We start from the raw sequence: 20,001 nt of genomic DNA on the forward strand, positions 1-20,001 counted from the left end.
CCGGCAAGGCCTGAGTCTGATGAAGCGTTAAATTGCGCCGCACACCCGGGCGATCACCTCGTCGCCATACCCCATGCTGGTCATCAGCTGGGCCACCATGTTCTGCTTGCGACTGGTGTTGGTATTGGTGATCACCCAGAACGGGGTCTCCGGCACCGGCTTGGGCTTGGTGGTGCTGCCGCTGGCGCGCAGGGCATCGGGATCCCGCGAGAAATAGACGCGCTTGCGCCCCTTGATTTCGGTGGCCTGGGTAAATCCGACCGGGTCATCCCGGTAGAGGGTACTGAGCACCTGCATGAAGCGGTTGATGGACTTCTCTTCTTTTTGCAGCTCGCCGGAGTCGAGCAGCGCCTCCAGCCCCATGGCATCGGCCACGGCGTGCGGCTGGGCCGTCGTCACCGGCTCGGATACCGGGGCTGCCTGGTTGGCGGGCTGTTCCAGCAGGCGGCGCAGGATATCAGAGGCACTCTCGCCGATGTGCCGGGTCTGGCTGGCGATATAGAAGTAGAGATCGTCATCAAGCTCGATGGTTTTCATAGGGATGCGCTGGACTCGTCGAAATTCGGATGCGGCGATTATACATAGGCAAACCCGGCAGCCCAAGCAAGGGGCGGACAGATGTGCATGAATCTCATCGAGAATACGGCATAATAGCGGGCCAAGTGTGTGATCCGTCGCACTGATAGCCGATCTGGCAGACTTTTTTTAGAAAAAAAACCACACTTTTTTGCTCCGCAATGAGTGAAATCCTTTTCTTTCCAGTGTGTTAAATCACAACGAGTAACGCACTCACGACCGACAAGGTGTCATTTTGCAACAAAACCCATTATTGAACTTCAAGGAGCAAGGCCAGGGCCAGCCCGTCGTGCTGATCCACGGGCTGTTCGGCAGTCTGGACAACCTCGGCCTGCTGGCGCGCCCGCTGAGCGAACAATACCGGGTCATCAGCGTCGATCTGCGCAACCATGGCGCCTCCTTTCACTCCGACGAGATGAGCTACCCGGCCCAGGCCGCCGATCTGCTCGCCCTGCTGGATCGGCTCGGGCTTGAGCAGGTGGCCATCGTGGGTCACTCCATGGGGGGCAAGGTGGGCATGCAGCTGGCGAAGCTCGCGCCAACGCGCGTTGCCAAGCTGGTGGTGGCCGATATCGCGCCGGTCGCCTACCCCCACGCCCGCCACCAGAACGTGTTCGCCGGCCTCAACGCCACCCTCGAACAGGCTCCGCAAAGCCGCAGCGAGGCGGAAGCCATCCTGGCGCAGCACATCGAGATCGCCGGCGTACGCCAGTTCCTGCTCAAGTCGTTTGCCAAAGCCGGACACGGCTGGGGCTGGCGTTTCAACGTCCCGGCCCTTGAGCGCAACTACGCCAACATCATGGGCTGGCCCGATGCACAGAGCCGTTTCGAGGGCCCAGCGCTCTTCATCAAGGGGGGAGATTCCGACTACATGCAGCCCGAGCATACCGAGACGGTGATGGCGCAATTCCCCGCCGCCAAGGCCCGGGTCATCGCCGGGACCGGTCACTGGCTGCACGCGGAAAAGCCGGTTTTGTTCAACAAACTGGTTGTGGATTTCCTGTCGACAGGCGGTTAACAGTTTCAAATCCTTTGTGATATAGTGCGCCCGTCATAAGGAGTGTGCGCAATCCATGCTAAGTGAACATATCGACCTGATTGAGAGTCTGGGCCTGAAGTTATTCTTTGTGGCCATTTTCGTATTGATTGGCCTGGCCATTCAGGACGTGCTCAAACGCGGCAACGTGCCCCGTTTTGGCCGACTCATCGTCTGGTTGGTACTCTTCCTGGGTTGTGCAGGTTTTGTCGCCAAGGGGCTGATCGAACTGGGCTGGGAAGGCTCAGGCATCGGCTAACTTATTTTCATCTGTGATGTATGGCCAAACAGCAAACTGATCGAACAACACTGGATCTGTTCGCAAATGAGAAGCGCCCCGGCAGGCCAAAGACCAACCCACTCCCCCGCGAGACCCAGCTCAAGATCAACAAGCGCAACCAGCTCAAGCGCGATCGGGAGAACGGTTTGAAGCGGGTAGAGTTAAAGGTGGAGGCCGAGTTGCTGGAACGCCTGAACCAACTTGCGTTACAACAGAACGTCAGCCGAGCCGAGCTGATCCAATCTATCCTGAAGCAACAGATTGAGTCTGCACATGCTGCAGGCATCACAATCTGACCGTTAAGCATTAACACCAGATACGGGTAACTAAACACTATGGCTAGTGTAGGTCTGTTTTTCGGCAGCGATACCGGTAATACCGAAGCTGTCGCCAAGATGATCCAGAAAGAACTGGGCAAACAACTGATTGAAGTCCGTGACATTGCCAAGAGCAGCAAGGCCGACATCGACAGCTTCGATCTGCTGATGTTCGGTATCCCGACTTGGTACTATGGCGAAGCCCAGGCCGACTGGGACGACTTCTTCCCCGAGCTGGAAGAGATCGACTTCACCAACAAGCTGGTCGCCATCTTCGGATGCGGCGATCAGGAAGACTATGCCGAGTACTTCCTCGACGCCATGGGCACCCTGCGTGACATCGTCGAAGCCAAAGGCGCCATCGTCATCGGCAACTGGCCAACCGCCGGCTACGAATTCGAAGCCTCCAAGGCACTGGTGGACGACAAGCACTTCGTCGGTCTGGGCATCGACGAAGATCGCCAGCCGGAGCTGACCGCCGAGCGCGTCAAGGGCTGGTGCAAGCAGCTGCACGAAGAGATGTGCCTGGCCGAGCTGGAGTGATCCAGGCTCGCCAGCCTCTCTGACAACAAGGGCCCCACAGGGCCCTTGTTGTTTTCTGACTCAGCCTCTTTCGCCACTTCGGTGCTCCGGTTTGGCCCGCACATAGAGGGTGCGCTTGACCTGGGCCACCAGCTCGCCGCTCTGATCCTGCACCGTCACTTCGAACTCGGGGAAGTGCTTGTCTCCCCCGTCGGTCGCCGCCACGATGGCAGCCAGCTTGCCGTCGGTCAGGTTGAATTCGGCTACCAGCTTGCCCTTGCCCGGCTTGATGTAGTTGATGCTGCCCGCCTTGTCCCAGACGTAATAGCGGTTCTTGAAATAGCCCATCAGCATCAGCGGATAGATGGGATCGGTCATCGCAAACATGCTGCCGCCAAACTGGGTACGGTTGGCGTTCTTGTTCCACCAGCGGGACTTGAGGGTGACCCGGCAAAAGCGAAAATCATCGCTCAATGTCTCTATCTTGATGCCGGCGCCCCAGAAGGGGGGCCAGGCGTTGAGGGCGCGGCGCACCCAGGCCGCATTGTCAAAAAGCCAATCCATGGATCTCATCCGACCAGACAGTGAAGAAGGTTACATTTTATCAACATTCACCAAACGAGCAAGCCGTCACGAGAATCCGTCCAATTCCGCCGGATGGCGCCATCTGCGCTAAAGCCCTTGAATTACTGGGTTTATTTTTAGGTGAGCTACGACCTATAATGACAGGCCAAGCGAGTTCGTGGTTGCCATTCCAGCGGCAGTCAATCAGAATAACCACACCTTCGAGAATGCGAATAAATAGAATATGGCAGACAACAACCAAGCGTTAAAAAAGGCCGGGCTCAAGATCACCTTGCCCCGTGTCAAAATCCTGGAAATCCTGCAACAGCCGGACTGCCAGCACACCAGTGCGGAAGATCTGTACAAACGACTGATCGACCAGGGTGAAGAGATTGGTCTCGCTACCGTATATCGCGTTCTCAACCAGTTTGATGATGCCGGTATTGTTACCCGTCACCACTTCGAAGGGGGCAAGTCGGTGTTCGAACTGGCCACCCAGGAACACCACGACCACCTGGTCTGCCTCGACTGCGGCAAGGTGATCGAGTTCTCCGACGAAGTGATCGAGCAGCGCCAGCGCGATATCGCCCAGCAGCACAACATCCGGCTGACCAATCACAGCCTCTATCTGTATGGCCACTGCGCCGCCGGCGAGTGCAAGCACGAAGATTGACCCGCCAGACAGAGACAATAAAAAAGCCAGCATCACGCTGGCTTTTTTGTGTCCGTCATTTAGAACCCGTTTATGGTCTTGCTCCGAGGTCGTGATCAAGGCTCACCTGCTGCTCAAAACCCTCACGTCTCTCTATACGCACCGGTTCCTGTGCCGCTTTACCTTGCTGACAACCTCTCGTCACAGATCGTAAACAGGTTCCCAGATCAAGAGAGGGCAGGGTCTCCCCTGCCCTCTTCTGTTATCAGGCCTCAGCCTTGCCCCACACGTCGCGCAGCGCCACGGTGCGGTTGAACACCAGATTCTCCGGGCTGGAGAGCTTGTTGTCGGCGCAGAAGTAACCTTCACGCTCGAACTGGTAAGCCTGCTCCGGCTTGGCGTTCTTCAAAGAGGCCTCGACGCGAGCGCCCTCGATGATCACCAGGGAGTCCGGGTTCAGGGCCGCTTCGAAGTCCTCTTCGGCGCCCGGGTTCGGCACCTTGAACAGACGGTCGTAGAGGCGCACTTCGGCCGGCAGGGAGTGAGTGGCGCTGACCCAGTGGATCACCCCTTTCACCTTGCGACCATCGGCCGGATCCTTGCCCAGGGTCTCAGGATCGTAAGAACAGTAGATGCAGGTGACTTTACCATCGGCATCTTTCTCGACCCGCTCGGCCTTAATGACGTAGGCATTGCGCAGGCGCACTTCCTTGCCCAGCACCAGTCGCTTGAACTGCTTGTTGGCTTCTTCTTTGAAATCCGCTTCATCGATGAGGATCTCGCGGGTGAAGTTCAGCTCGCGGGTACCCATCTCGGCGTTGTTCGGGTGGGCCGGGGCAGTCAGCACTTCATCGGCGGCCAGGTTCTCGATGACCACCTTGACCGGGTGCAGCACGGCCATGGCGCGCGGGGCGTTCTCGTTGAGATCTTCGCGGATGCAGGCTTCCAGCATGCTCATCTCGACGATGTTGTCCTGCTTGGTCACGCCGATGCGCTTGCAGAACTCGCGGATGGAGGCCGGGGTATAGCCACGACGACGCAGACCGGAGACGGTCAGCATGCGCGGATCGTCCCAACCGTCCACGTGCTTCTCGGTCACCAGCAGGTTCAGCTTGCGCTTGGACATGACGGTGTATTCGAGGTTCAGCCGGGAGAACTCGTACTGACGGGGGTGGCAGTCGATGGTGATGTTGTCCAGCACCCAGTCGTACAGGCGACGGTTGTCCTGGAACTCCAGCGTACAGATGGAGTGGGTGATCCCTTCCAGGGCGTCCGAGATGCAGTGAGTGAAGTCATACATCGGGTAGATGCACCACTTGTCACCGGTCTGGTGGTGGTGGGCAAACTTGATGCGATAGATGACGGGATCGCGCATCACCATGAAGGGAGATGCCATGTCGATCTTGGCGCGCAGGCAGGCGGCGCCTTCGGCAAACTCGCCGTTCTTCATCTTCTCGAACAGGGCCAGGTTCTCGGCCACCGAACGATCGCGGAACGGGCTGTTCTTGCCCGGCGCGGTCAGGGTGCCACGGTATTCGCGCATCTGCTCGGCGGAGAGCTCGTCCACGTAGGCCAGGCCCTTCTCGATCAGCTCGATGGCATAGCCGTGCAGCTTGTCGAAATAGTCGGAGGAGTAGCAGATCTCGCCGTTCCACTGGAAGCCGAGCCACTGTACGTCCTGCTTGATGGACTCAACGTACTCGATATCTTCCTTCACCGGGTTGGTGTCGTCGAAGCGCAGGTTGCACTGGCCCTGGTAGTCGCGGGCGATGCCGAAGTTCAGGCAGATGGACTTGGCGTGACCGATATGGAGATAACCGTTCGGCTCGGGCGGAAAACGGGTATGCACGCTGCTGTGCTTACCGCTGGCCAGATCTTCATCAATGATCTGACGAATAAAGTTAGTTGGGCTGTTCGCCTGACTCATGGCTCACCTCAAAAATGCGTCACTGGCGGAAGTTGTGCCGGCTGGCACCCTCATACCCCCGCCGTCAAGCCGGATATGATCCCTCATTACGCGCCCTGTCTCAACCTGAATTTGCCCGTTTCGGGGTACTGGCGCCGCAAAACGCCCTGCACTGGTGGCCGGTTTGACTGACTGACGAAAAAAAGACCCCGCGCGAGGCGGGGTTCAAGGTGATGAAAAACAAAAACAGACAATACACACACAACAAAGGCTCACACGCACAGTCAACCTTTCCCAAGCCCGATGGCCATCGCCCTTGGGAAAGGCGGGTCTTGCGACCCACCTTGCGTTATGGGTTGAGGGCTATCAGTTCAGCTCGGTGACGCGGCTGGTGCGCTTGCCATCGAAGCTGGTGGTACGCAGGTAGACCTTGCCATCCACGGTCGGCTTGGCGGCAGCGTCGTAGGCACTCCAGCTCTTGCCATCCAGACTGTACTGGATGGGCAGACCCGGCAGATCCACGTTCGCTTCCAGCACGCCGTTCACCACTTTGGCGCCCGGTACGGAGAGGCGGTATTCCACCCCGGCCTGGTCCAGTTTCGGCAGCACGCGCTGACCCAGTACGTTGGCGAACTGGTTCCACTCCTTGTTCAGGGTGGCCTTGTTGACGAACTTGGTGGTGCCGGAGAACTCGCGGTTCTTCACGTAGTCGAGCTCGAAGCCGCCCTTGTGCCAGGCACGCTCGGCCATGGAGAAGATGCGCGGGTAGACCATGTACTCGTATTGCGCGTCGGTACGCACGGTTTCACTCCACTGCTGACCGGAGATCCCCTTGAACTTGACCGGATCCTGGTCACCCTTGGCCACGAAGGCGTTGCCGTCGCGGTCAACCGAGGTCTCGGCGTTCTGCGGCAGGTTTTCCGGGGCGAAGGCGAACACCTTGCGGGTGTCGTTGAAGCGGGTGGCCCAGTAGTAGCCGCGCTCGGCCGGGTGTACCTCGTTCGGGAAGTCGAAGTAGAGGTAATCCGGGTTGGAGAGCACCACGTCATAGCCCTTGTGCGCCCACTTCATCGCTTCGTTGAAGCCACCCCAGTAGAGGGTTTCCCAGAAGTTGACCCGGGTCTTGTCGGTGGCGAACACGCTGGCATCCTTGGCGTACTTCAGACCATCTTCCCACGCCTGCAGGGTGGAGAAGCCGTGGCCCTTGACCATTTCGCTCACTTCTTTGGCAAAATACACCGGCAGCTCGGCCACGTCCTTGATCTTGCCATCGTCGATCATCTTCTGGCACATCGGGGACTTGCCGAACGGCTTGTCCTGCTTGCTGGAGTCGACGTTGCCCTTCCAGGCGACCAGCTCTTCTTTCTTGGTGACGGCCGGATCCTGGTAACCACCGCCCTGCATGATGTTCTTCGCCTCATCACCACCGTAGTGCCAGGCAGTCAGCGGCTGGCCGGCGGCCTGATGCATCTGGGCCACTTCGTCCATCACCTTGGCCACGAAGGTAGCGGCGCCCGGCTGGCAGGGGTTGATGAAGGACATCTTGTCGTAGAACTGCACCGAAGTGACGTTGGAGGTATCAGCCGGGTCAGTCAGACGGAACTGGTTGGCTTCGGTCTCTTTACCTTCAGCCATCAGACGCTTGTAACGCGCCTCCATGGAGACCACGGCGGCACGGGCGTGGGCCGGCATGTTGATCTCGGGGATCACGGTCACGCCGCGGGCCTTGGCATAGCGTACCAGGTCGATGTAGTCGGCCTTGCTGTAGAAACCGGAACCCTGGTTGTCGCTGGTCGGGCCGGAGCCCAGCTGCGGCATCAGGCACTTGGTTTCGGACTCGTCGTGGCAACGCTGGCTACCGACGTCGGTCAGCTCCGGCAGACCCGGGATCTCCAGACGCCAGCCTTCATCGTTGGTCAGCCCCAGGTGCAGCACGTTGAGCTTCATGGCGGACATCTGATCCACCAGCTTCTTCAGAGTCTCGGGGCTTCTGAAGTGACGGGCCACGTCGGTCTGCATGCCACGGTATTCAAAGCGCGGCGCATCCTCGACGTGCATCTGGCTGACCAGCTTGTCGTTGACCCCCAGGAGGGAGATCAGGGACTGGGCACCCCAGAAGGCACCTTCGATGTCGTGACCCTGCACCACTGTGCCTTTCTGGCCGATGGTCATGTCGTAGCCTTCGGCCTGCTTGAGCTTGCTGCCGAGCTTGATGGTCACTGGGTAGCCGGTGTCGGAGAGGGTAACACCCAGCTTGGTCAGTTGAGCCTTCAGGGCTTCGGCGCGATCGCTCGGCAGATCCAGGGCATTGAGCTTGATGGTGGAGAAGTCGACCTGCGGGCCGGCCTTGACCACCTGCTTCATCGGGGTCGGCAGGATCTGGTTGTCGACCTTGCCAGCCGGCAGCAAGGTGCTGGTCTGGTTGGCGGCGAAACGGGTTTCGCTGTTCATCAGGATGTTGTTGTCATCCTTGGTGCGCTTCCAGCCATCGGCCGGCATCGGCTTCTCGTAGGTGGTGGCATCGTCGATGTTGCTCATGCTGGCCAGCACTTTCGGCTCGGCCCCTTCGCTGGCGACATACCAGTTCGGCATGATGTCAGATTCGAACAATACCCAGTACTCCACCACCAGCGGCACTTCGACCGTGGCATCCTTGGCAAAGCCCTGGAACTTCTCGGTCGGCGTCAAACGATAAAGGTCGCCGGTCAGGTGGGTGATGGTGAACTGGTCGTTGTCCACCCGCTGGATGCGGCGGATGGAGGAGACATAGATGCTCCAGTCTTTGGAGGTGACGTCAGCACCGGTATTGGTCAGGTGCAGCTTGGCAACGCCGCAGCTCGCCCACTCGGAGCCCAGCGCCTGGCAGTCGAGGCCGGCGCCGGCACCGTCGTTGGTAACGACTTCGTACTTGACGACGAGGTTGCTGGCGAGGGCGTCGACCACGGCTTGCTTGGCGGCATCGGCTGCCTGTACCTGGCTGACGAAAACGGTAGACATGGCAATGGCTAACAGAGAATGTTTCAAGTTCATAACTGCTGCTCTCATTTGAAGTAAAGGTTGGATTTTCTTGGCTTTTTTTATATGGGGCCCCGAGGCGGGGCCCTTAGTTATGTCAACAATGGACTTAGACTTGAGGCGAGCTTGGCGCCCGATTAACGCAGGGCCTTCATCTCACCGGCGATGATTTCGGCCAATGGGCCCAGAATCACCTGCAGGTTCTGCTCACCGAGCTTGACCACACCGGCCGCGCCCAGGGCTTTGAGCTTGCGCTCGTCGACGATGCTGCGGTCTTTCAGGGTCAGACGCAGACGGGTGATGCAGGCATCGATGGTCACCAGGTTCTCCTGACCGCCCAGCACTTCCAGATACTGGCGTGCCAGTTCGGTACGGTCGGTGGTCTGGGCAGCAGCCGGAGCAGCAGCTTCATCATCTTCACGACCCGGAGTTTTCAGACCCAGTTTGGCAATGACAGCGCGGAATACCACGTAGTAGAGACCGAAGAACACCAGACCTTGCGGGATCAGCATGTACCAGTTGGTCGCCAGCGGGTTACGGCTGGAGAGCACCATATCCACCAGACCGGCACTGAAGCCGAAGCCGGCCATCCAGTGCATGCTGGCTGCGATGAACACGGAAACACCGGTCAGGAAAGCGTGAATGACGTACAGCACCGGTGCCACGAACATGAAGGAGAACTCGAGCGGCTCGGTCACCCCGGTGAAGAAGGAGGCAAAGGCGGCTGCGATCATGATGGATGCAACTTTGTCCTTGTTCTCTTTCTTGGCGGAGTGGTAGATGGCCAGCGCGGCACCCGGCAGACCGAACATCATGATCGGGAAGAAGCCAGCTTGGTACATGCCTACCACGCCTTTCACCTGATCCAGGCTCTTGCCTGCTGCCAGAGCGGCATCGATGGTAGCCTGACCACCCAGGAAGTTCGGGATGTCGTTGATACCGGCCACGTTGAACCAGAACACGGAGTTCAGGGCGTGGTGCAGACCAATCGGGATCAGCAGGCGGTTGAAGAAGGCGTAGATACCGGCGCCGGTGGAGCCCAGGCTGACGATGGATTCACCAAAGCTCACCAGACCACCGTAAATGACCGGCCAAACGGCCATCAGGATGAAGGAGACCACGATCATCACCACGGAGGTTACGATCGGCACCAGACGGCGGCCGGAGAAGAAAGCCAGCGCCTTGTGCAGTTCTACGCTGCTGAAGCGGTTGTAGAGCTCGGCGGCGATGACGCCACACAGGATACCGACGAACTGGTTGTTGATCTTGGCAAAGGCTGCCGGAACCTGCTCTACAGGGATGCCTTTAATCATCGCCACAGAACCAGGGCTCAGCAGAGTGGTCACCACCAGGAAACCGACCAGACCGGCCAGCGCGGCAGAACCGTCTTTGTCTTTGGACATACCATAGGCAACACCGACCGCAAACAGCGTGGACATGTTGTCGATCAGTGCTGAACCCGCCTTGATCAGGAAGGCGGCCAGCGCGCTGTCACCACCCCAACCATTCGGGTCAATCCAGTAGCCAACCCCCATCAGGATCGCAGCGGCAGGCAATACCGCTACCGGCACCATCAGGGCACGGCCGATCTTTTGCAAATAACCGAGAATGTTCACGGTTCCTCTCCTTAGTTAATGTTTTTCTAGAAATTAAGTGCTTATCACGTTTGACGCATAAGCCATCAAGGCTTGATTGGCAGTCTAGGGCTTTTATTTCGCTGCGCAAATTAATAAACCTATAATCGTGATCATTATCACCCAAACGAGATAAAGGTGGCGGATAGATGTGGCTTAGTTCGCAATCTTTATTTACGCTATAAAACAACTTAAATCCGTCCCAGTCTATTTGCCGCCGACATCCCGGCAGCAACCCGTACAGAGGTATCTACAATGCGCCTGATCCCGTTGAAATCTGCCAGCCAAGTGGGCCTGTGGTCTGCCCGTTACATCGTTGACCGTATCAATGGGTTCAAACCCACTGCCGAGCGCCCCTTCGTACTGGGCCTGCCCACTGGCGGCACCCCACTCAACACTTACAAGCGCCTGATTGAACTACATAAAGCCGGTGAAGTGAGCTTCCAGAACGTGGTCACCTTCAACATGGACGAGTACGTCGGCCTGCCGGAAGATCACCCGGAGAGCTACCACAGCTTCATGCACAACAACTTCTTCAGCCACATCGACATTCGCCCCGAGAACATCAACATCCTCAACGGCAACGCGCCGGATCTGGTGGCCGAGTGCAAGCGCTATGAAGACAAAATCAAGTCCTACGGCAAGATCCACCTGTTCATGGGCGGTGTCGGCAACGACGGCCACATCGCGTTCAACGAACCGGCCTCATCCCTCTCCTCCCGCACCCGGGTCAAGACCCTGACCGAAGACACCCGCATCGCCAACTCCCGCTTCTTTGGCGGCGACATGGAGCAGGTGCCCAAGCTGGCGCTGACCGTGGGTGTCGGCACCCTGATGGATGCGGAAGAGATCATGATCCTGGTGACCGGTCACGGCAAGGCCCAGGCCCTGCAGGCCGCGGTAGAAGGCAGCGTCAACCACATGTGGACCATCTCTACCCTGCAACTGCATCCGAAGGGAATGATGGTGTGTGACGAGCCCTCCACCATGGAGCTCAAGGTCAAGACGGTGCGTTACTTCCAGCAGCTCGAAGCCGCCAACATCGGCCGTCTGTAAGGAGTCACCATGTACGCATTGACCAACTGCACCCTCTACACCGGCAGCTGCGTGCTGACCGGTTACGGAGTGGTCATCGAGGGCGACAAGATTGTCGCCATCTCCCGCCTGGCCGAACTGCCGGCCGGCATCGAACGCATTGATCTCAAGGGTGCCAACCTCTGCGCCGGTTTCATCGACGTCCAGCTCAACGGCTGTGGCGGCGTCATGTTCAACGGCCACATCACCACCCAGACCCTGGCGACCATGCAGGCCGCCAACCTCAAATCCGGTACCACCAGCTTCCTGCCGACCCTGATCACCAGTCCGGACGCAGACATGAAGCAGGCCGTCGCCGTCACCCGCGACTACATGGCTGCGCACCCCAACGAGGTACTAGGCGTCCATCTGGAAGGCCCCTACACCAACCTCAAGCGCAAGGGGATCCACCCGGCCGAGCAGATCCGCCAGCCCGCCGACGAAATGATCGACTTCTTCTGCGCCAACGCGGATGCCATCGCCAAGATCACCCTGGCGCCGGAGCGCAACAAGCCGGAGCACATCCGCCGGCTGGTGGAAGCCGGCATTCTGGTCTCCGCGGGCCATACCGCCGCCAACTATGACCAGGCGATGGCCGGGTTCGACAACGGCATCCGCTTTGCCACCCACCTCTACAACGCCATGACTCCGACCGTGAACGGTCGCGAGCCGGGCGTGGTTGGTGCCATCTACGATCGCAAGGATGTCTACGCCGGCGTCATCGTCGACGGTCATCACGTGCACTGGGCCAACGTGCGCCTTGCACACAAAATGCTGGGAGAGCGACTGGTGCTGGTCACCGACGCGACCGCACCGGCAGGGGCACCGGAAGGCTTTGAGAAGTTTGATTTTTGTGGCGCAACCGTCTATTTCCGCGATGGTCAGTGCGTCGACGAGAATGGTACACTCGGCGGCTCTGCCCTCACCATGATTGAGGGGGTGGAGAATCTGGTCAAACAGGTCGGATTACCGCTCGATGAAGCACTGAGAATGGCCACCCTTTACCCTGCTCGCGCCATTGGATGGGACTCACGTCTCGGTAGTATCCAGGTCGGAAAAATAGCCAACCTGACTGTCTTTGATCAGGCCTTCACGGTCTGCGGGACCGTGGTTAACGGACACTACACAACACAGTGACACTATGACTGGCGGACAAATAGCAAACGTAGATCTTATCAAGCAGGTCAACAGTGCAGCCGTGTATCGGCTCATCGACCTGCAGGGGCCCATCTCGCGGGTCAAAATTGCCGAGTTGAGTCAGCTGGCCCCGGCCAGCGTGACCAAGATAACCCGGCAACTGATCGAGCATGGCCTGATCAAGGAGACCTCGCCGCAAGCCTCCACCGGCGGACGGCGCGCCATTTCCCTGACCACCATCAAGCATCGCTTCCAGTTTGTGTCCGCCAAGCTCGGCCGCGGCTACCTGCAGCTCGCCCTGTATGACCTCGACGGCAAGGAGCTCGATCAGCACATCACCCAGGTGACCGAGATCGAGCAACAGCCGGTGGTCGACATGCTGCTGCGGGAGATCGGTGCCTTCATCGACTCCCAGCAGGATCGCAGCCGCAACCTCATCAGCATCGCGCTGACCATGCCGGGTCTGGTCAATCCGGAATCCGGCATGGTCATCTACACCCCCAAGTACCAGATCCGCAATCTGGCGCTGGCCAAACTGCTGGAAAACCACTTCAACCTGCCCTGCTACGTGGGCAACGACACCCGCTCGCTGGCACTGGCCGAACACTTCTTCGGCGAGTCCCGCGACTGCATGGACTCCATCCTGGTGAGCGTCCACCAGGGGGCGGGCTCTGGCATCATCACCAAGGGCAAGGTGTTCCTCGGTCAGAACCGCAACGTCGGCGAGATCGGCCACATCCAGGTCGAGCCGCTCGGCAAGCGCTGCCACTGCGGCAACTTCGGCTGTCTGGAGACCATCGCCTCCAACGAGGCTATCGTCGACAAGGTGAAGGAGCTCATCAGCCGCGGCCACCTGAGCTCGCTGCAAGAGAAGCACATCACCATCCAGGAGGTGTGCAAGGCGGCCATGGCCGGTGACGAGCTGGCCCGCAGCGTCATCGAGAACGTGGGTGAGCATCTGGGACGGGCGGTGGCCATCACGGTCAACCTGTTCAACCCGCAGAAGGTGCTGATCGCGGGCGAAATCACCGCCGCCGAAGAGATCCTGTTCCCGGCCATCCGTCGCTGCGTGGAGCACCAGTCGCTGCCAAGCTTCCATCGCGGCCTGCCCATCGTGAAGGCGCGCTTCCAGAATCAACCCACCGTCGGCGGTTTCGCGCTGGTGAAGCGAGCCCTGCTGGAGGGAGACCTGCTGCAGATCATCATGGAGCAGAAGTAAGGCCTCGGCCTTGCGAAATAAAAAACGGCAGCCACTGGCTGCCGTTTTTTATTGGTCACTTTCGCCGGTTCACCCCGCCCGGCACGGTTTGAACAGATCCAGCGCCCCGTTGTAGACCTGAGTCTGCACATCCATGATGCCGAGCATGGAGTGGAACAGGTTGTCGTGGGAGAAGCGCTTGCTGGCCGCCTCCTGCTGCAGACAGGTCATATCCAGCTGGCGATCGGCCTGCAACTGGGGAGAGAACCAGGTCATCAGCGGCACCCGGGTCTGATCGTCCGGCGCGAACTTGTAGGGAGTGCCGTGCAGGTAGAGCCCCATGGCGCCCAGAGATTCGCCGTGATCCGACAGATAGACCAGCCCCACGTTGTAATCCTGCTCCAGCGTCTTGAGCTTGTCGATGAGACGGGCCACCACCTTGTCGGTGTAACGGATGGTGTTGTCATAGGTGTTGACCAACTCTTCATTGGTGCAGTTTTCGATGTCGCTGCGCGGGCAGTCCGGCACGAAGGTCCGCTCACTGGCGGGATAGCGGCGATAGTAGGTCGGGCCGTGGCTGCCCATCAGGTGGAAGGCCACCAGCTTGTTGCCCTTCATCTGCGCGATCTGCCGATCCAGCCCCTCCAGCATCACCTCGTCGTAGCAGGAACCGCCCCGGCAATACTGGGGAAAATCCTTGGCCTCGATCTCGATGGTGGGCACGTTCTTGCACACCCCCTTGCAACCGCCGTCATTCTCCTTCCAGAGCACGGAGACCCCGGCGTGCTGCAGCACATCCAGCATGCCGTCGCGGGACTGGGCCAGGGTGTCGTCATAGCCGCGCCGCGTCAGATTGGAGAACATGCAGGGCACCGAGACCGCGGTGGCGGTACCGCAGGAGCGCACGTTGCGAAACGACACCATACTCGACTCCCGCGCGGTGAAGCTGTTGGTAGCCTTGCCGTAACCGTTGAGGGAGTAGTTCTGGCTGCGCGCCGTCTCCCCCACCACCAGAAACATCAGGGTCGGCTTGCCGCCCTGCCCCACCACCCTGGCATCCGTGCCCAACTGCTGATACGGGATCGGGGTGGCAAACAGGATGTCGGTGGCATAGCGATAGAGGCCGTGCACATAGTTGGCGGGCACTATCTCCTTGCCGAGGGACTTGTTGTTTCGCCCGACCGAGGCGTAATCCTGGTAATAGAGCGCCGCCACCCCCACCAGAAACAGTAGTGACAGGGCGATGGAGCCAAGCCGCAGGCCCAGCCCCTTATACCAGGGACGGGGATACTCTATCTTTACCCACAGCAGGGCCAACGCCGGCAGCAGGCCGGTCAGCACGAACCAGAGCAGGATGGAGGCATTGAAGTAGGAAGTCGCCTCCCCCGTGTTGGTCTCGACGATGTTCTGCACCATGCTCACGTCGAAGATGACGCCGTACTTGAGCATGGCATAGCTGACCACGGATCCCATCAGGATCAGCAGCACGAAGAAGGGCTTGAGCAGATAGCGAAAGGTAAAAGGCAGGAACACCGCATTGAGCGCGGCCAGCAGCACGAAGGGGATCGAGACGGCGAAGCCCGTCTTGACGTGTTCCAGCTTGGTGAGAATGGTGTAAAAGTGCAGGAAAATGGGCCAGTTGAATACCAGTGCAAACAACAGCACCAGCAACAGATTCACCTTCATCACACCCAGGGTGATGCGCATAACGATACTCCGACAAACCAGGCAGGACAGGGGCCACACAGGGCACCTCTTGTTGCAGTCTCGCTTGCCGATCCCTCCTCCCGAGGTGATGGCGGCAAGGGGCAGCGAGGCCCGGACACGGCAGGCAGCTTAAAAAGCCAAACTTAAGGGAAAATTAAGGCGGGCAATGCCATGGCCGGCACGGCCTTCAGGCGTCAGGTCATCACAAGAAAAACGGCAGCCGAGGCTGCCGTTTTAGCGGGGGCGAACAGAGCGTCGCCACCTGGGTGTTCACGAACCGGGTTACAGGGTCGCGGCGACTTCGTCGGAGATGGAGCCGTTGTGGTACACCTCCTGCACGTCGTCCAGATCTTCCAGCATGTCGATGAGGCGCATCAGCTTGGGCGCGGTCTCGGCATCCAGCTCGGCTTCGGTGGACGGGATCATGGTCACTTCGGCGCTCTGGGGCTTGAAGCCGGCGGCTTCCAGACCATCGAGCACGGTGCCGAAATCGTTCGGGGTGGTATACACCTCGATGGAGCCATCCTCTTCGGTCACCACGTCGTCGGCACCGGCTTCCAGGGCGGCATCCATCAGGGCATCTTCATCGACGCCCACGAAGGTCAGCAGCCCTTTCTTGCTGAACAGATAGGCAACAGAGCCATCGGTGCCCAGGTTGCCACCGCACTTGCTGAAGGCGTGACGCACTTCGGCAACGGTACGGTTGCGGTTGTCGGTCAGGCACTCCACCATGACGGCAGAGCCGGCCGGGCCGTAACCTTCGTACACGATGGTCTCGAGCTGTTCGCCATCGCCACCGCCGGCGCCACGCTGGATGGCACGGTTGATGGTGTCGCGGGTCATGTTGCCGGTCAGGGCAGCCGCCACCGCCGCACGCAGGCGCGGGTTGTTGGCAGGATCGGCATCACCCAGACGTGCGGAGGTAGTGATTTCGCGGATCAGCTTGGTGAAGATCTTGCCGCGCTTGGCGTCTTGCGCCGCCTTGCGGTGTTTGATGTTGGCCCATTTACTGTGACCTGCCATAGGGACTCTCCGTTATTTTTGAATTTCAGTAACACTGGTCATGACTAATGCAAGGGAAAGGCCGCATTGCTGCGGCCTTTGCTGCCGGTAACGGCTTATTCATCACCCTTGACGGTGGTCGCAATCGCCAGCTCGCCCAGTTGGGCGGCGTTGGCAAAGCTGGGGGCGTCTGTCATCAGACAGGCGGCCGCCGTGGTTTTCGGGAAGGCAATCACGTCCCGGATGTTTTCAGTACCGGTCAGCAGCATGCTCAGACGGTCCAGGCCGAAGGCCAGGCCAGCGTGCGGCGGGGTACCGTACTTCAGGGCATCCAGCAGGAAGCCGAACTTCAGGCGCTGCTCGGCCGGGGTAATCCCCAGGATGTCGAACACGGTGGCCTGCATCTCGCTGTTGTGGATACGGACAGAACCGCCACCCACTTCGTAGCCGTTGATCACCATGTCGTAGGCGTTGGCGTAAGCGCCTACCGGGTTGGCTTTCAGCTGCTCCGGGCTCAGGCCGCTCGGCGCGGTGAACGGGTGGTGCATGGCAGCCAGACCGCCTTCGCCATCTTCTTCAAACATCGGGAAGTCGATGACCCACAGCGGCTTCCAGCTGTTCTCCAGCAGACCCAGATCGCGGCCCACTTTCAGACGCAGGGCGCCCATGGCATCGCACACCACTTTCTTGGAGTCGGCGCCGAAGAAGATGATGTCGCCGTCGGCAGCGCCGGTGCGGGCCAGGATCTCGCGCACGATGGCGTCGGAGAGGAACTTGGCTACCGGGGACTGTACCCCTTCGATGCCGCTCCCGGCTTCGTTGACCTTCATCCAGGCCAGGCCCTTGGCACCGTAAATGCCGACAAACTTGGTGTACTCGTCGATCTGCTTGCGAGAGAGCTCGGCGCCGCCCGGTACTTTCAGGGCTGCCACGCGGCCTTTCGGATCGTTGGCGGGGCCGGCGAACACGGCGAACTCGACGGCGGTCAGCAGATCAGCCACATCCACCAGCTCCATCGGCAGACGCAGGTCCGGCTTGTCGGAGCCGTAGCGACGCATGGCTTCGTCGAAGGTCATGATCGGGAAGTCGCCCAGATCCACGTTCAGGATGTGCAGCCATAGTTTGCGGATCATCTCTTCCATGATTTCACGCACCTGGGGTGCGGTCATGAAGGAGGTCTCCACGTCGATCTGGGTGAATTCCGGCTGGCGGTCGGCACGCAGGTCTTCGTCGCGGAAGCACTTGACGATCTGGTAGTAGCGATCGAACCCGGACATCATCAGCAACTGCTTGAACAGCTGCGGGGATTGCGGCAGGGCGTAGAACTTGCCCTTGTGCACGCGGCTCGGCACCAGGTAGTCACGGGCCCCTTCCGGGGTGGCCTTGGTCAACATCGGGGTCTCGATGTCGAGGAAGCCGTGGTCGTCCATGAAGCGGCGCACGAAGGCACTGGCCTTGGCGCGGGTCTTCAGGTACTTGGCCATCTCGGGGCGACGCAGGTCCAGGTAGCGATACTTGAGGCTCACCTCTTCGCTGTTGACCTGGTTGAAGTCCAGCGGCAGCGGCTCGGCACGGTTGATGATGGTCAGCTCGTGGGCAAACACCTCGATGGCACCGGTGGCCATGTCGCTGTTGCGCTGGGAGTCGGGACGGGTGCGCACCACGCCGGAGACCTGAATGCAGAATTCGCCGCGCAGTTCGGAGGCCAGGGCAAAGGCGTCCGGCTTGTCCGGATCGAAGAACACCTGCACGATCCCTTCCCGGTCGCGCATGTCGATAAAGATGAGGCCGCCCAGATCGCGACGACGATGGACCCAACCGCACAATGTAATGGTCTGCCCTGCATGGGCCTCATTGACCTGTCCGCAATAGATAGAGCGCATGGACTTCTTCCTTCGAATTTGTAGAGAGACGGTTAACCTGGGTCGCCGGGCACGACTGGCAAGCACCGTCTGTCTCACAGCTGGCCAGATCCTGTTCTTGCCCGGTTTGAAATCTGTCTCGTACCGTCCGACCGCCGGGATCGGACACCTGCCGCCGATATCGGCTCGACCAGAGGCGGCTGGCAAGCGGCCGGGTTGTCGGGCGGAGGGCATCGGCAAGCGATTGTTGTTTGGCCGCATCATGGCCGCTGCCGTCGTCACAATATGCGTACAGCGGCGTGAGTCACAACAAATTGGCAAACAAAAGGGCTGGCATTATAGAGGAAAACCCCCATTTGGGTAAAATGGCCAGCAGCCTCCTTTGCCCTGTTTTTTACATCCCGGGGCAAAAAAGGGGGATAAAACGAGATAAACCCGCAGACAGGATCCCTCATGAGCCTCTTTTTGGGCCTGCCACAATGGTCTCACCCGGCCTGGCCAGGTCACTTGCTGGGCATGGGCGCCAAGCCCGCCGAGCACCTCGCCCACTATGCCCGGGTCTTCAACACGGTGGAAGGCAATACCACCTTCTACGCCTCGCCGACCCCCGACACGGTCCGGCGCTGGGCCGATGCGGTGCCCGCCCACTTTCGCTTCAGCTTCAAGTTTCCACAAACCATCAGCCACCAGAGCGATCTGGTGAGCGCCGACAAGCAAGTGAGCGACTTCATCCGCCTGCTGGAACCCTTGCACGACAAGCTGGGACTGCTCAAGCTGCAGCTGCCCGCCCGTTTCGGCCCACAGGGGCTGCCCCGGCTGGCGGCCTTTTTCGAGCGGCTGCCGCCGGCGTTTCGCTATGCCCTTGAGGTGCGCCACCCCGATTTCTTCGCCAAGGGCGAGGCGGAACGTCAGTTGAACCGGCTGCTGATGGAGAGAGGCATCAACCGCATCATGCTCGACAGCCGGCCGCTGTTCTCGGTGCCAGCCACCACGGCAGCCATGATCGATGCCCAGGGCAAGAAGCCGAGGCTGCCGGTGCACCTGCTGGCCACCGCCAATGCCCCCGTGGTGCGGCTCATCGGCCTGCCGGATCCGGCCGCCAACCACTCCTTTCTGCCAGGCTGGCTCCCTCACTGGCGCCAGTGGCTGGCGGAGGGCAAAGATCTCTACCTCTTTATACATACGGCCGACAATGCCCAATCCCCCGAGCTGGCCCGTCAGGTTGCCCGCCTGCTGGGGGAGGAGATGGCCCCCTGGCCGGGGGAAAACGATCGCGCGCACCAGGGCGTGCTGCCCTTTTAGTCAGCCGCCTCACCCCGTCTTCCCCGCCGCGAAAAAAAGCCGTTTTTTTGTGGCTGGACGGGGCTTGGCGTCAAGACAAACGCCGACCTTTCCTCTACACTAGCGCCCCAAGTAAGGACCCGGACCGCCAGCCCAGCACAATCCGATGCAGGCAGGCGTCCGGCGCCATAAACAGGGCCCTGACGCCAATGCGCTGCAACTCGTTGCCGCAGATGGT

At 59.8% G+C, this 20,001-nt stretch carries 17 protein-coding genes; 9 read left to right on the plus strand and 8 right to left on the minus strand.

What is annotated here, in order from left to right:
- Positions 1-27: 27 nt before the first annotated feature.
- Positions 28-537, minus strand: coding sequence for a replication initiation negative regulator SeqA (gene seqA, locus QLG02_RS07035; protein WP_073349600.1), 510 nt, complete (start codon positions 535-537; stop codon positions 28-30).
- Between the two features lie 292 nt (positions 538-829).
- Between seqA and QLG02_RS07040 the strand changes: the two genes are divergently transcribed.
- From QLG02_RS07040 to fldA, 4 genes are read left to right on the plus strand one after another with little or no spacing between them, the layout of a single operon-like run.
- Positions 830-1,594 (plus strand): alpha/beta fold hydrolase, encoded by a 765-nt coding sequence (locus tag QLG02_RS07040; protein WP_282464936.1) that lies wholly within the window; start codon positions 830-832, stop codon positions 1,592-1,594.
- Positions 1,595-1,649: 55 nt separating this feature from the next.
- Positions 1,650-1,871: a DUF2788 domain-containing protein gene (locus QLG02_RS07045; protein WP_011705431.1), complete on the plus strand. Its 222-nt coding sequence runs from the start codon at positions 1,650-1,652 to the stop codon at positions 1,869-1,871.
- A 20-nt stretch (positions 1,872-1,891) separates the two neighbouring features.
- Complete coding sequence (gene ybfE / locus QLG02_RS07050; protein ID WP_011705430.1) at positions 1,892-2,188, plus strand: LexA regulated protein; 297 nt, start codon at positions 1,892-1,894, stop codon at positions 2,186-2,188.
- 39 nt (positions 2,189-2,227) lie between these two features.
- Positions 2,228-2,752 (plus strand): flavodoxin FldA, encoded by a 525-nt coding sequence (fldA, locus tag QLG02_RS07055; protein ID WP_011705429.1) that lies wholly within the window; start codon positions 2,228-2,230, stop codon positions 2,750-2,752.
- Between the two features lie 60 nt (positions 2,753-2,812).
- Here the strand turns inward: fldA and QLG02_RS07060 are convergent, their stop codons facing one another.
- On the minus strand, positions 2,813-3,295 hold the full coding sequence (locus tag QLG02_RS07060) for a DUF4442 domain-containing protein (protein ID WP_024943809.1): 483 nt from the start codon (positions 3,293-3,295) through the stop codon (positions 2,813-2,815).
- A 244-nt stretch (positions 3,296-3,539) separates the two neighbouring features.
- On the opposite strand from QLG02_RS07060, the gene fur reads away from it, so the two are divergent.
- Positions 3,540-3,968, plus strand: coding sequence for a ferric iron uptake transcriptional regulator (fur, locus tag QLG02_RS07065; protein WP_011705427.1), 429 nt, complete (start codon positions 3,540-3,542; stop codon positions 3,966-3,968).
- Positions 3,969-4,212: 244 nt separating this feature from the next.
- Here the strand turns inward: fur and glnS are convergent, their stop codons facing one another.
- The 3 genes from glnS to nagE all read right to left on the minus strand — a co-directional run bounded on the left by glnS (position 4,213) and on the right by nagE (position 10,484).
- The gene (glnS, locus tag QLG02_RS07070) at positions 4,213-5,874 is read right to left on the minus strand and encodes a glutamine--tRNA ligase (RefSeq protein ID WP_282464837.1); all 1,662 of its coding nucleotides are present in this window, start codon (positions 5,872-5,874) and stop codon (positions 4,213-4,215) included.
- A gap of 345 nt (positions 5,875-6,219) precedes the next feature.
- A complete protein-coding gene (locus QLG02_RS07075; protein WP_049049266.1) occupies positions 6,220-8,883 on the minus strand; it encodes a beta-N-acetylhexosaminidase in 2,664 nt (887 codons plus the stop codon).
- Positions 8,884-9,005: 122 nt separating this feature from the next.
- Positions 9,006-10,484 (minus strand): N-acetylglucosamine-specific PTS transporter subunit IIBC, encoded by a 1,479-nt coding sequence (gene nagE / locus QLG02_RS07080; protein ID WP_016350212.1) that lies wholly within the window; start codon positions 10,482-10,484, stop codon positions 9,006-9,008.
- Positions 10,485-10,757: 273 nt separating this feature from the next.
- Between nagE and nagB the strand changes: the two genes are divergently transcribed.
- Genes nagB through QLG02_RS07095 form a run of 3 tightly spaced genes read left to right on the plus strand, consistent with a single transcriptional unit; the run spans position 10,758 to position 13,932 of the window.
- Positions 10,758-11,558: a glucosamine-6-phosphate deaminase gene (gene nagB, locus QLG02_RS07085; protein WP_011705423.1), complete on the plus strand. Its 801-nt coding sequence runs from the start codon at positions 10,758-10,760 to the stop codon at positions 11,556-11,558.
- A 9-nt stretch (positions 11,559-11,567) separates the two neighbouring features.
- Positions 11,568-12,713, plus strand: coding sequence for an N-acetylglucosamine-6-phosphate deacetylase (nagA, locus tag QLG02_RS07090; protein ID WP_024943812.1), 1,146 nt, complete (start codon positions 11,568-11,570; stop codon positions 12,711-12,713).
- A gap of 4 nt (positions 12,714-12,717) precedes the next feature.
- Positions 12,718-13,932: an ROK family protein gene (locus QLG02_RS07095; RefSeq protein ID WP_016350209.1), complete on the plus strand. Its 1,215-nt coding sequence runs from the start codon at positions 12,718-12,720 to the stop codon at positions 13,930-13,932.
- A gap of 69 nt (positions 13,933-14,001) precedes the next feature.
- On the opposite strand, the gene QLG02_RS07100 is transcribed toward QLG02_RS07095, so the two are convergent.
- The 3 genes from QLG02_RS07100 to aspS all read right to left on the minus strand — a co-directional run bounded on the left by QLG02_RS07100 (position 14,002) and on the right by aspS (position 18,503).
- Positions 14,002-15,618: a phosphoethanolamine--lipid A transferase gene (locus QLG02_RS07100; protein ID WP_282464838.1), complete on the minus strand. Its 1,617-nt coding sequence runs from the start codon at positions 15,616-15,618 to the stop codon at positions 14,002-14,004.
- A gap of 282 nt (positions 15,619-15,900) precedes the next feature.
- Entirely contained in the window at positions 15,901-16,641 is a 741-nt protein-coding gene (locus QLG02_RS07105; RefSeq protein WP_011705419.1) for a YebC/PmpR family DNA-binding transcriptional regulator, read from the minus strand.
- Positions 16,642-16,736: 95 nt separating this feature from the next.
- The gene (gene aspS, locus QLG02_RS07110; RefSeq protein WP_282464839.1) at positions 16,737-18,503 is read right to left on the minus strand and encodes an aspartate--tRNA ligase; all 1,767 of its coding nucleotides are present in this window, start codon (positions 18,501-18,503) and stop codon (positions 16,737-16,739) included.
- A 432-nt stretch (positions 18,504-18,935) separates the two neighbouring features.
- On the opposite strand from aspS, the gene QLG02_RS07115 reads away from it, so the two are divergent.
- Complete coding sequence (locus QLG02_RS07115) at positions 18,936-19,784, plus strand: DUF72 domain-containing protein (protein WP_282464840.1); 849 nt, start codon at positions 18,936-18,938, stop codon at positions 19,782-19,784.
- Positions 19,785-20,001: the final 217 nt, after the last annotated feature.

Source organism: Aeromonas sp. V90_14, assembly GCF_029967615.1.
In the GTDB taxonomy this organism is placed as follows: Bacteria; Pseudomonadota; Gammaproteobacteria; order Enterobacterales; family Aeromonadaceae; genus Aeromonas; species Aeromonas hydrophila.

Coding starts and splice junctions, on each gene's coding strand:
- QLG02_RS07075 (WP_049049266.1), bottom strand. CDS start 8,883: ATGAACTTGAAACATTCTCTGTTAGCCATTGCCATGTCTACCGTTTTC.
- QLG02_RS07105 (WP_011705419.1), bottom strand. CDS start 16,641: ATGGCAGGTCACAGTAAATGGGCCAACATCAAACACCGCAAGGCGGCG.
- QLG02_RS07095 (WP_016350209.1), top strand. CDS start 12,718: ATGACTGGCGGACAAATAGCAAACGTAGATCTTATCAAGCAGGTCAAC.
- fldA (WP_011705429.1), top strand. CDS start 2,228: ATGGCTAGTGTAGGTCTGTTTTTCGGCAGCGATACCGGTAATACCGAA.
- aspS (WP_282464839.1), bottom strand. CDS start 18,503: ATGCGCTCTATCTATTGCGGACAGGTCAATGAGGCCCATGCAGGGCAG.
- QLG02_RS07100 (WP_282464838.1), bottom strand. CDS start 15,618: ATGCGCATCACCCTGGGTGTGATGAAGGTGAATCTGTTGCTGGTGCTG.
- seqA (WP_073349600.1), bottom strand. CDS start 537: ATGAAAACCATCGAGCTTGATGACGATCTCTACTTCTATATCGCCAGC.
- glnS (WP_282464837.1), bottom strand. CDS start 5,874: ATGAGTCAGGCGAACAGCCCAACTAACTTTATTCGTCAGATCATTGAT.
- QLG02_RS07115 (WP_282464840.1), top strand. CDS start 18,936: ATGAGCCTCTTTTTGGGCCTGCCACAATGGTCTCACCCGGCCTGGCCA.
- ybfE (WP_011705430.1), top strand. CDS start 1,892: ATGGCCAAACAGCAAACTGATCGAACAACACTGGATCTGTTCGCAAAT.
- QLG02_RS07060 (WP_024943809.1), bottom strand. CDS start 3,295: ATGGATTGGCTTTTTGACAATGCGGCCTGGGTGCGCCGCGCCCTCAAC.
- QLG02_RS07045 (WP_011705431.1), top strand. CDS start 1,650: ATGCTAAGTGAACATATCGACCTGATTGAGAGTCTGGGCCTGAAGTTA.
- fur (WP_011705427.1), top strand. CDS start 3,540: ATGGCAGACAACAACCAAGCGTTAAAAAAGGCCGGGCTCAAGATCACC.
- nagB (WP_011705423.1), top strand. CDS start 10,758: ATGCGCCTGATCCCGTTGAAATCTGCCAGCCAAGTGGGCCTGTGGTCT.
- nagA (WP_024943812.1), top strand. CDS start 11,568: ATGTACGCATTGACCAACTGCACCCTCTACACCGGCAGCTGCGTGCTG.